Here is an 11,300-nt window from a genome sequence, read left to right as displayed (position 1 = left end):
TGAAATCCTGAGTCAGCCCAAGGCCTTAGTGGCCAGTTCCAGCACGTTTTTCGACAGGTCGGGATGGGCGGCGATGCGTTCCAGCTGCTCGCGCATCAGCTGTCCGAGCTCGGGCTTGTAGCGCCGCCAGCCGCCCAGGGCCTCGACCAGGCGCGCGGCGGTCATCGGGTTGAAGCTGTCCACCGCCAGGATCTGGTCGGCCAGGAAGCGGTAGCCCGCGCCGCTGGGGTCGTGGAACCGCGCGGGATTGAAGTTGGCGAAGGTCGAGACCAGGGCCCGCAGCCGGTTCGGATTGGTCGGCTCGAAGTCGGCATGCTGGGTCAGGGCGAGCACCCGCTGCAGGGCGTCCTCGTTCGGGTCGCGGCCCTGGATCATGAACCACTTGTCCAGCACCAGGGGCTCGTGGCGCCAGGCCTCGTGGAAGGCCGACAGGGCGGTGTCGCGCGCCGTCCCGCCGACGCTGATCAGCGGATAGAGGCCACCCAGCATGTCGGTCATGTTGCGGGCCGACTGGAAGTGCGCCAGCAGCCGCGTGACGTTGTCGCTATGCGGATCGGCCGAGAGCATGTCCGCGCAGGCGTTGCGCAGGGCGCGGCGACCGGCGGCCTTGGCGCCGGCCGAGAACTCCTCGGCGCTCTGCATCTCGCCGTGCAAGCGGCGCAGCAGTTCGCCCAGATGGACGGCAATCCGCGTGCGGATGTCGTCGCGCGCTTCATGCAGGGCGGCGGGATCGGCGGCTTCCGACGCCAGGGCCAGGTCCGGCTCGGAGGGCAGGGCCAGCAGCAGCGCCTTGAAGGCGGGCTCGGACCAGTCGTCGACCAGGGCGCGGCCCAGGGCGTCGGCGTAGCGCTCCTCGCCCACCTCGTCCGGCGTTCCGGCGGCGCGGGTCAGGATCAGGTCGCGCGCCAGGGTCTGGCCGGCTTCCCAACGGTTGAACAGGTCGGGATCCGCCGCGAACAACACGTAGCGGTCGGACGGTCGCGCATCGGTCGTCAGGTTCACCGGGGCCGAGAAGCCACGCAGGGCCGACAGCACGGGCGTGCTGGCCACGCCTTCCCAGCGCACCGTCAGGCTGGGGGTGTCGAGCACGACGACTTCGGTGTCGCGCAGCGCCGCGCCTTCGGAGTCCAGCAGGCCGATGGCGACAGGGATCGGCAGGGCCTTCTTGGTCGGCTGGCCTGGGGTCGGCGCGGTCGACTGGGTCAGGGTCAAGGTCAGGGCCTGGGCGGCGGCGTCGTAGTCGCTGACGATGTCCACCGTCGGCGTGCCGGCCTGTTCGTACCAGGCGAAGAAGTCCGTCAGGTCACGTCCGGAGACCTCGGCGAAGCAGGCGATGAAGGCCTCGACCGTGGACGCCTCGCCGTCGTGGCGCTCGAAATAGAGGTCGCAACCCTTCCGGAAGACCGCGTCACCCAGGAGGATTTTCAGCATCCGGATGATCTCCGCGCCCTTCTCGTAGATGGTCGCGGTGTAGAAGTTGTCGATCTTCAGATAGCTGGACGGACGCACCGGGTGGGCGAGGGGACCGGCGTCCTCGGCGAACTGGCGCGCGCGCAGGGCGCGAACCTCCTTGATCCGCTGGACCGCCTCGCCGCGCATGTCGCCGCTGAAGCTCTGGTCGCGGAAGACCGTGAAGCCCTCCTTCAGGCACAGCTGGAACCAGTCGCGGCAGGTGATGCGGTTGCCGGTCCAGTTGTGGAAATACTCGTGGGCCACGACGGCCTCGATCCGCTCATAGTCGAGGTCGGAGGCGGTCGTCGGCTCGGCCAGCAACAGGGAGCTGTTGAAGATGTTCAGCCCCTTGTTCTCCATGGCCCCGAAGTTGAAGTCGCGCACGGCCACGATCATGAACAGGTCGAGGTCGTACTCGCGGCCGAACGCCTCCTCGTCCCACTTCATGGACCGCTTGAGGCTGTCGAGGGCGTAGGCCGCGCGGGCGGCCTGACCCGGATCGACGAAGACCTTCAGGTCGACAACCCGGCCGCTCATGGTCGTGAACTGGTCGGTCAGGACGTCGAGATCGCCGGCCACCAGGGCGAACAGGTAGCTGGGCTTGGGGAACGGATCGACCCACTCGGCGAAGGCGCGGTCGCCGTCCAGCACGCCGTGGTCGACCAGATTGCCGTTGCTGAGCAGGTGCTTGAGCTTGGCGTCGGCCTCGATCCGCACGCTGTAGCGCGACAGCACATCGGGTCGGTCAGGGAAATAGGTGATGGTGCGGAAGCCCTCGGCCTCGCACTGGGTGCAGTAGCGGTTGCTTGAGATGTAGAGACCCATCAGGGCCTTGTTCGTCTGCGGATTGATCTCGACCTCGGTGGTCAGGACGAACTGGTCGGGAACCTCGTGGATCGTCAGGTGCTCGCCGTCGACCGCGTACTGGTTGGTGCTCAGCGCCTGGCCGTTGACCGCGACCGACAGCAGCTTCAGGCGCTCGCCGTTCAGCACGAGCGGCTCGCCCTGATCACCGGTTCGCTGGATAGACAGCTCGGCCTTCACCCGGGTTTCGGTCGGATGGAGGTCGAAGGCCAGTCGGGTCGTTTCGATGGCGAACGGAAACGGACGATAGTCCGTCAGGCGGACGGGTTGGGGCGTGTCGGTGCGCATCCATCCTACTTAGTCCCCCTGGTCGACCTCGGCGAGAGGACCTTGACGGCCCAGCCCGAATTATTGGCTGCTGGCGGCGTCTGTCGCGACGCAACTGGGGGCGCACATGGTCGACGAGAAAAGCGGCATCGAGGTCGGCCGCCGATGGGTGCTGCACCCCGGCCCCCTGCGATGGTTGCGGGCCACCGTCTGGATGGTGGTGCTCTTCGTGGTCCTCGGCTTCGGCTACAGCCTGGTCCAGCTGGTCGCGGGGCCGACTGAGCGAGACGTGATCGAGGTGGCGCTGGCCTGCGCGGCCGGCTTTGGTCTGTATGCCGTCGTGGTGCGCCTGACCGAAGGACGCTGGCCGGAGGAACTGAAGCTGACGGCCGCCCCCGTGGATCTGCTTATCGGCGCGGCGGTCGGAACCGCCATGATGGCCGCGGTGATGGGCGGCTTGAGCCTCCTGGACGTCTACCAGTTCTCACGAACGCAGGGCGGGACGCCCTGGCCCATGGCCGCGATCGCCATCGAGTCGGGCTTCATGGAGGAGCTGATCATGCGCGCGATCATGATGCGGCTGCTGATGCGCGCCTTCGGCGTCTGGCCCGCGCTGATCGTCCAGTCGGCGCTGTTCGGCGCGCTGCATCTGGCCAATCCGAACGCCAGCATGACCGCCGCCGCCGCGATCGCGGTCGAGGCCGGCTTCATGCTGGCCGCCTTCTATCTGCTGACGGGACGGGTCTGGGTGTCCATCGGCGTCCACGCGGCCTGGAACTTCACCCAGGGTTGGCTGTGGGGTGCGTCGGTGTCGGGCACGGCGCGCGTCCCGAGCGTGCTGATCGCCGAGGCCAAGCCCGGCGCTTCGGAACTCCTGAGCGGCGGCGCCTTCGGGCCTGAGGCCTCGCTGCCGGCCATGGTGGTCGGGACCGGCGTAGCGATCGGCGTCCTGTGGTGGGCCTGGAAGAAGGGGAACTTCAAGGCGCGACCGGACGTGGTCGAGCCTCGGTCCCAGCCCTAGTCCTCGATCTGACCCGCGGGCCCCGCCGCGGGCGCTTCCTGCAGGTAGCGCTCGATGGCGACGATTTTCTGGGCCAGGGCCGAGAGGGCCGGCGGGGCGTCCTCGGGATTGTCGGCCACCAGGGTCAGGATCTCGCGGGCGAGGGCGTGCAGGCGCGGCGCGCTGGCGATCAGGCGGGCCTGGTATTCCATCTTGTGCGGGTCGCGGTCGTATTCGGCGCCGGGGGTGCGCCAGCCGCCCCAGTCCTGGGCGTCGGTGACCACGACCGGATAGGTTCCCGGATAGGGATGGTGGGCGCAGTCGCCCTCCTGCTGCCACTTGTTGCGGGCCCGCAGGACGCGCCAGTTGGAGGTCAGGCCGCCTTCCTGGGGATCGACCTTGTCCTCGGCCTTCAGCTCGTGGGCCTGGAACTCCCGGCCCAGGCCGAGGTCGTAGGTGACGCGCACGGGCTCGTCGAAGCCCTTGGCCCAGATGGGCACGATCTTGTCGATCGTGGCCCAGCAGCCGACGCTCTCGACCCACACCCGCTGGTTCTTATGGAAGACGGTCTTGGCCATGGTGGGGAGAATGTCCGAAATCGCGCGATAGGCGAGCATAAGAACCTGAAATTCTTGACGCCGGGTCAATCTTTCCCTTCGCGTGAACGTCGTTCAGTGTGACTCCCGAGACCGGCCGGAGAGCCGTGTCCAGGGAGGCTCCAGTGGATTTCGACTATTCGGACGACCAGAAGTTCCTGAAGGAAGAGGCGCGCAAGTTCCTCGCCGGCCATTGCGACGTCGGCGTCGTGCGGGGCGTGTTGGACAACGCCGACCGCTCGTTCGACGAAAAACTCTGGAAGGGTGTCGCCGAACAGGGCTGGCTGGGCGCCTGCATCCCCGAGGAGCATGGCGGCCTGGGCCTGGGCCGGGTCGAGCTGTGCGCCATCGCCGAGGAACTGGGCCGCGCCGTCGCGCCGATCCCTTTCGCCTCCACCGTCTATTTCCTGGCCGAGGGCATCCAGGCGCACGGCTCCGAGGCCCAGAAGGCCTCGATCCTGCCGCGCATCGCCGCCGGCGAGCTGATCGGCTGCCTGGCGACTTCGGAAGGTCCCGGCGTGGTCGGACCGGCGACGCTGACCTGCCGGGTCGAGGGCGGCAAGATCTCGGGGACCAAGATCCCGGTGACCGACGGTGACGTGGCCGACACGGCGCTGGTCCTGGCCAGCGAAGGCGGCCGGCCCAGCCTGTTCCTGGTCGACCTGAAGGGCGCGGGCGTGAAGCGCGAGCCGCTGAAGAGCCTCGATCCCACGCGCGGCGTCGCCAAGATCACCTTCGACGGCGCGGCCGCCGAGCGGGTGGGCGAGGCCGGGGCCGGCTTCGACATCGTCCAGGCGATCATGGATCGCGCCGCCGTGCTGCTGGCCTTCGAACAGCTGGGCGGCGCCGATCGCTGCCTGGAGATGGCCAAGGAATACGCCTTGGGTCGCTACGCTTTCGGCCGGGTCATCGCCGGCTACCAGGCGATCAAGCACAAGCTGGCCGATATGTACGTCAAGAACGAGGTGGCCCGCTCCAACGCCTATTACGGCGCCTGGGCCCTGAACGACGACGCGCCCGAGCTGCCGATCGCGGCCTCGGCGGCGCGGATCGCGGCCTCGGAAGCCTTCTGGTTCGCCAGCAAGGAAAGCATCCAGGTCCACGGCGGCATGGGCTTCACCTGGGACGTCGACTGCCACCTCTACTACCGCCGTTCGCGGCAACTGAGCCTGGTCGCCGGCGCGCCCAAGGTCTGGAAGGAGCGGCTCGTCAGCCAGCTCGAACAAAAGAACGCGGCTTAAGGGAGCGCGAGGACCATGGATTTCAACGACTCCCCCGAAGAAGCCGCCTATCGCGAAAAGGCCCGCGCCTGGCTGGCCGAGAACGCCGCCGCGCATCGCGCCAAGTTTGGCGACCTTAAGCCCAACACGCCCGAGCACATGGCCGCCGCCAAGGATTGGCAGGCGACCAAGGCCGGCGCCGGCTATGCCTGCATCACCTGGCCCGCGGCCATCGGCGGGGGCGGCGGTACGCCGATCCAGTCGGTGATCTTCGGCCAGGAAGAGACCAAGGCCGGCCTCGGCTACGGCTATTTCACCATCGGCCTGGGCATGTGCGTGCCCACGGTCATGGCCTTCTCCGACGGCGACACCAAGAAACGCTTCGTCTCTCCCGCCGTGAAGGGCGAGGAGATCTGGTGCCAGCTGTTCTCCGAACCGGCCGGCGGCTCGGATGTCGCGGCGTTGCGGACCCGAGCGGTCAAGGACGGCGACGAGTGGGTGATCAACGGCCAGAAGGTCTGGACCACCGGCGCCCACTATTGCGACTACGGCATTCTGCTGACCCGGACCGATCCCGACGTGCCCAAGCACAAGGGCCTGACCATGTTCTGGATCGACATGAAGGACGCGGCCGTCGAGTGCCGGCCGATCCACCAGATGTCTGGCGGTCGCGAGTTCAACGAGGTCTATTTCACCGACCTGCGGGTCAAGGACAGCCAGCGCCTGGGCGAGGTCGGCGACGGCTGGAAGGTGGCCCTGGTCACGCTGATGAATGAGCGCCTGGCGGTCGGCGGCTCGGCCGGCCCCAACTATCGCGAGATCATGAAGCTGGCCCGCCAGCTGTCGGGCTCGACCGGTCCGGCGCTGAAGGACCAGGCGTTCCGCGAGAAGCTGGCCGACTGGTACGTGCAGTCCGAAGGGCTGAAGTTCACGCGCTTCCGGACCATGACCGCCCTGTCGCGCGGCCAGACGCCGGGGCCGGAAAGCTCGATCGGCAAGATCATCTCGGCCAACCAGCTGCAGGAGCTGGCCAACACCGCCGTCGAGATGGAGGATCAGTACGGCATCCTCTCCGATCCCGACCAGGCTCCGGCCGAGGCGGCGTTCCAGCAGAGCCTGATGTGGGCGCCGGGCCTGCGGATCGCGGGCGGCACCGACGAGATCCTCAAGAACATCATCGCCGAGCGGGTGCTGGGCCTGCCCGGCGACGTGCGGGTCGACAAGGACGTGGCCTTCAAGGACATGCCGACGGGGCGGTAGGAGCGCTCACCAACGCAAAAATCCCTCGTCATCCCGGAAAGCCCGCAGGGCTTATCCGGGACCCAGGGGCAACCGCACTGCATTGGCCCATGGGTCCCGGCTCTCCGCTTCGCTGCGGCCGAGATGACACGAGAATGGTGGCGATGAAGGAGGGCTGCTATCGCGCCTTCACGTCCCTGGCCGCCTTCGTCAACTGCACGAACTCCGCCCGCAGGCCGTCCGGATCGTCGCCCCGCGCGCCCTGGGCTAGGGCCGTGATCGCCGGCCAGTCAAAGCCGTCGCCCACCCACGGGTCGCCGCGCAGCTTCTGGCCGTAGGCGGCGACGGCCACCGCGAAGCGCGTCGACTCCGGCGCGGAGGCCAGGCTGGCATAGCTGTCGCGCGGGCCGATCGGCCGCTCGATCAGCTTCGAGGTCGTCCCGCCCGGGATCTTGTACCGGACCTTCAGGAAGGCCAGCTCGCCGGTCGTCGCGGGCGGCGCGGGCGGCTTTTCGCCGTAGCGCAGCGGATCCGACGACGGCCGCGCCCCCGCCGGGGTGACCTCGTAGAGCGCGGTCACCGCGGCGCCGGCCCCGACCTCGCCGGCGTCGACCTTGTCGTTGTTGAAGTCCTCGCGGTTCAGCAGACGCGTCTCGTAGCCGATGAGCCGGTACTCGCTGACCCGAGCCGGATTGAACTCGACCTGGATCTTCACGTCGTCGGCGATCGGGAACAGGCTGGCCTGGAAGTCGTCGCGCAGCAGTTTACGGGCCTCGCTCAGGGTGTCGACATAGGCGGCCACGCCGTTCCCGTTCTGGGCCAGGGCCTGCATCATCGTGTCGTTATAGTTGCCGCGCCCGAAGCCGTAGACCGACAGATAGACGCCGCTCTTGCGCTGGTCGGAGACGAAGTCCTTCAGCCGGGTCGGATCGGAAATGCCGACATTGAAGTCGCCGTCGGTGACCAGGATCACCCGATTGACCGAGCCCTTGGTGAAGTTCTGCTTGGCCAGGCTGTAGGCCAGCTCGAGCCCCGCGCCGCCGGCCGTCGAGCCGCCCGCCTGCAGGGCCCCGAGGGCGCAGCGCATCTTCAGCTTCGAGCGGCCATCGGTCGGCGCCAGCACGGCCCCCGCCGAGCCGGCATAGGCGACCATCGCGACACGATCCTGAGGGCGCAGCTGGTCGATCAGCACGTTCAGCGCCTTCTGGGCCAGGGGCAGGCGGTCGGGCCCCCTCATCGAGCCCGAGGTGTCGACCAGGAAGACCAGGTTCAGCGGCGGCGCGTCGGCGCGCGGGGCGGCGTAGCCCTGCAGGCCGATATGGACGATCTGGCGCTCCCGCGACCAGGGCGAAGGCGCGACCGCCACCGTGGCGCGGAACGGCGTCTCGGCGGTGGCGGGGCGGGCGTAGCCGTAGTCGAAATAATTGATCAGCTCCTCGACTCGCACGGCGTCGCGCGGCGGAGCGGCTCCGTCGTTCAGGAACCGGCGGGTATTGGCGTAGGCGGCCGTGTCGACGTCGATCGAGAAGGTCGAGACCGGCTCCTCGGCCACGCGCTTGACCGGATTGGCGACGGCGCCGGGGTAGCGCTCGGTGTCCTGCTGCTGGGGCGCCGGGCGCGACACGGGCGGTATGCCGAGCGGCACGGGCGGCGCGGCGCTGATCACGGGCGCCGCGTAGCTGTGCTGGACCGGCGGCGGGGGTGGGGGCGGCGGCGCGGGAGCTCTCAGCGCCCGCATCTCGTACATCGGCTGGCCGACGTTCCCGGGCGCGCGTTTGCGGCCTCCGGAGACGCGGATGTCCTCGCCGGGCTGCTCGGTGCGGAAGCCCAGGGCCGCGCAGGCCTCGGGCGTCACCGCCCCATCGGAAATCGAGACGGGCGGCGGGAGGGCCATGCTGGGCGAGACGCTGGAACCGACCACGGCGAGGGTCAGAACGCCGACCCCCGTCATACGAAGCGTGCGATGGGCCATGGGAGATCTCCTGCCTGACGACTTCGATCAATTACAAATGTAATATGTCGAAAGCGAGGCCGGAAGCAAGGGGAAGGGATCAATCGGAAGAAGCCAATCCAGTGTCATCCCGGCCGCAGCGAAGCGGAGAGCCGGGACCCAGGGGCCAAGACCCGTGCGGTTGCCCCTGGGTCCCGGACAAGCGCTACGCGCTTTCGGGGATGACACGGATTTGGATGGAGCGCGGAAAGATCCTACGGCGCGATCGTCGTCTTGAACGTCGGCGGCTTGCGGTGGTGCGTCGCCTGCTCGTAGGCGTAGCCCAGGTTCAGCAGCAGCTTCTCGCTCCACGCCGGGCCGATAAAGGACAGGCCCACGGGCAGACCGGTGACGTCGCCCATCGGCACGGTCAGGTGCGGATAGCCGGCCACGGCGGGCAGGGTGGTCGAGGAGCCGCCGTAGTTGTCGCCGTTCAGCGGATCGATGGTCCAGGCCGGGCCGGTGGTCGGGGCGATGATGGCGATCGCGCCGGTGTCCTTGAGGATCTTGTCGATGCCTTCGGGGCCGGCCATCCGCTTGGAGTCGGCCAGGGCCTTCAGATAGTCGGGATCGGTCAGGCCCTTGGTCTTTTCGGCTCGCTCGAAGCTCTCCTGGCCGAACCATTCGAACTCCTTGGGCGTCGCCTTGTTGAAGGCGATCAGGTCGGCCAGCGTGCGGCTGGGCACCTTCTTGGGATCCGTGGACGCGAGGTAGGCGGCCATGTCGGCCTTCAGTTCGGTGTACAGCACCGTGCCCTCGGCCTTGCCGATCGGGCCCTCGTCGAACTCCTTGACGTCGACCAGGATCGCGCCCTGGGCCTGGAGGTCCTTCAGTGCGCGTTCGAACACGGCGTCGGTCTTGGGCGAATAGCCGGTGTAGAACCGGGCCACGGCCAGCTTCACGCCCTTCAGCGCGTCCTTCGAGAGGCCCTGGGCGTAGTCGGTCTTATGGGCGTCGGCGTCCTTGGTGGCGGCGTCGGCGGGATCCGAACCGGCGATGATGGTCAGCACCTTGGCCGCGTCCTCGACCGTCAGGGTCATGGGGCCGGCGGTGTCCTGGCTGTGGCTGATCGGCACGATATGGGTGCGCGAGACCAGGCCCACGGTCGGCTTGATGCCCACCAGGCCGTTGATCGCCGCCGGGCAGGTGATCGAGCCGTCGGTCTCGGTGCCGATGGCCAGGGGCGCCAGGCCCGCCGCCACCGCCGCGCCCGAGCCGCTGGACGAGCCACAGGCGCTGCGGTCCAGGACGTAGGGGTTGCGCACGGTGCCGCCCACGGCGCTCCAGCCGCTGATCGACTTGTTGGAGCGGATATTGGCCCATTCCGACAGGTTGGCCTTGCCCAGCATGACCAGGCCCGCGTCGCGCAGCCGCTTGGCGATCGGGGCGTCGCGGCCCGTGACGTTGTCCTTCAGCGCCAGCGAGCCGGCGGTGGTGGGCAGGGGATCGGCGCTCTCGACATTGTCCTTCAGCAGGATCGGCACGCCATGCAGGGGCGAACGGACCTTGCCGGCCTTGCGCTCGGCGTCGAGCGCCTTGGCGTCCGCCACGGCGTTGGGGTTTGTGGCGATGACCGCGTGGAGGGTGGGGTTCTTGTCCTTGATGACCGCGAGGTAGGCCTTGGTCGCCTCTTCCGAGGTCTGCGCGACGGCGCTCCCGGCGAGCAGGGCGATGGCGGCGGCGCCAGCGAGGCAGGCGAACTTGGTCATGAAGCGTTTCCCCGAACTCGGCGGCGACTCTCGAGGCGCACCGGACGGCGGGGAGGATGAGGTCAAAAATCCGCGTTCGCCAAGGGCCGGTTGGGATATTCGTGCGCGACTAGACGAAGATCGCCACGTTCTGGCGCGCCAGAACCAGCGGGCGACCGTTCCTGTCCCACAGATGCATCTCCTGGGTCGAATAGCCCTCGCCAACAGTCTCGGCCCGCGTGCGCAGCAGGCGCCAGCCGTCGTCGTTCTCGGCGGGCAGGCCGACCACGTCCAGCGACCAGGTCATGGTCGAGATCGGACCGAACCGCGGGAACAGGGCCATGGCCGGAGGCGGGGGCATGTCGGCGAGGGCCACGAGGGCGGATAGTGAGGTCGCGGCCGGGTCGCGATGGCGGATCCACAGCAGATATTCGGGCTCGCCGCCGGCCAAGGGGCGGGTTCCGCCCGCCTTGCGCACCTCGAACTGGGACGAGAAGTGCGGCGCGCCCTGGCGGCTTTCGGGGAAGAACAATTCGCACGCCTCGGGCGGCTCGACCGCGGGGCAGGGGACTTCGCTGTAGTCGAGGACCGAGGCGCGGGCCGCCCCGAAGGTCAGGACGCCGTGGGTTGCCACGCCCTGCTCGCCGATCAGGTCGACCGCGACGAACAAGGTCGACTTGCCCTGGCGCAGCGGCCGCACCTGGATCGCCAGCTCTCCGAACGCTGGGCCAACGAAGGCGAACTGGGCCGAACGCAGGGGCGGGGTGTCCGGGAAGGTCCGCTGGGCGGCCTCGACGCACAGCGCCGCAGAGAGGCCGCCATAGGTGGTGCGACCCTGTTTCCAGTCGTCCGGGACGTGGGTGGAGAAGCCGGTTTCGGTGACGGCGATGGCGGCGACGAGGTCGGTATAGGCGGTCATGTCGACCAGGTTCGTTTTCTTTCGCTACGGAAGTCAAGCGGCGTACGCGCGATGGGGACGCAAGT

At 68.5% G+C, this 11,300-nt stretch carries 7 protein-coding genes and 2 pseudogenes; 4 read left to right on the top strand and 5 right to left on the bottom strand.

The genetic code is table 11. The features are described from left to right. Window positions 1-12: 12 nt before the first annotated feature. Window positions 13-2,604, bottom strand: a complete 2,592-nt coding sequence (gene pepN, locus AC1RRV_RS04410; protein WP_492858366.1) for an aminopeptidase N — start codon at window positions 2,602-2,604, stop codon at window positions 13-15. Between the two features lie 106 nt (window positions 2,605-2,710). Here pepN and AC1RRV_RS04405 point away from each other — a divergent pair, with 106 nt between their 5' ends. Continuing rightward, a complete protein-coding gene (locus AC1RRV_RS04405) occupies window positions 2,711-3,604 on the top strand; it encodes a CPBP family intramembrane glutamic endopeptidase (RefSeq protein ID WP_492858365.1) in 894 nt (297 codons plus the stop codon). Here AC1RRV_RS04405 and AC1RRV_RS04400 read toward each other — a convergent pair. Beyond that, window positions 3,601-4,161 (bottom strand): hypothetical protein, encoded by a 561-nt coding sequence (locus AC1RRV_RS04400; protein ID WP_492858364.1) that lies wholly within the window; start codon window positions 4,159-4,161, stop codon window positions 3,601-3,603. The two genes, AC1RRV_RS04405 and AC1RRV_RS04400, sit on opposite strands and share 4 nt — an antisense overlap. A 143-nt stretch (window positions 4,162-4,304) precedes the next feature. Here AC1RRV_RS04400 and AC1RRV_RS04395 point away from each other — a divergent pair, with 143 nt between their 5' ends. Both AC1RRV_RS04395 and AC1RRV_RS04390 read left to right on the top strand, forming a co-directional pair. Beyond that, entirely contained in the window at window positions 4,305-5,420 is a 1,116-nt protein-coding gene (locus AC1RRV_RS04395) for an acyl-CoA dehydrogenase family protein (protein WP_492858363.1), read from the top strand. A 15-nt stretch (window positions 5,421-5,435) separates the two neighbouring features. Next, entirely contained in the window at window positions 5,436-6,659 is a 1,224-nt protein-coding gene (locus AC1RRV_RS04390) for an acyl-CoA dehydrogenase family protein (RefSeq protein ID WP_492858362.1), read from the top strand. 157 nt (window positions 6,660-6,816) lie between these two features. Here the strand turns inward: AC1RRV_RS04390 and AC1RRV_RS04385 are convergent, their stop codons facing one another. Beyond that, the gene (locus AC1RRV_RS04385) at window positions 6,817-8,610 is read right to left on the bottom strand and encodes a vWA domain-containing protein (protein ID WP_492858360.1); all 1,794 of its coding nucleotides are present in this window, start codon (window positions 8,608-8,610) and stop codon (window positions 6,817-6,819) included. A gap of 78 nt (window positions 8,611-8,688) precedes the next feature. On the opposite strand from AC1RRV_RS04385, the pseudogene AC1RRV_RS04380 reads away from it, so the two are divergent. Next, window positions 8,689-8,866: pseudogene (locus AC1RRV_RS04380) on the top strand (hypothetical protein). Here the strand turns inward: AC1RRV_RS04380 and AC1RRV_RS04375 are convergent. Further along, window positions 8,844-10,434, bottom strand: a pseudogene (locus AC1RRV_RS04375) (amidase). The pseudogenes AC1RRV_RS04380 and AC1RRV_RS04375 sit on opposite strands and share 23 nt — an antisense overlap. A gap of 12 nt (window positions 10,435-10,446) precedes the next feature. Next, window positions 10,447-11,235, bottom strand: coding sequence for a thioesterase family protein (locus AC1RRV_RS04370; protein ID WP_492858359.1), 789 nt, complete (start codon window positions 11,233-11,235; stop codon window positions 10,447-10,449). Between the last annotated feature and the right edge of the window lie 65 nt (window positions 11,236-11,300).

It is taken from the genome of Caulobacter sp. GW821-FHT11E10 (genome assembly GCF_058808375.1).
Note: the sequence above shows the minus strand (reverse complement) of the source record. Positions and strands in the feature narration are given on the sequence as shown.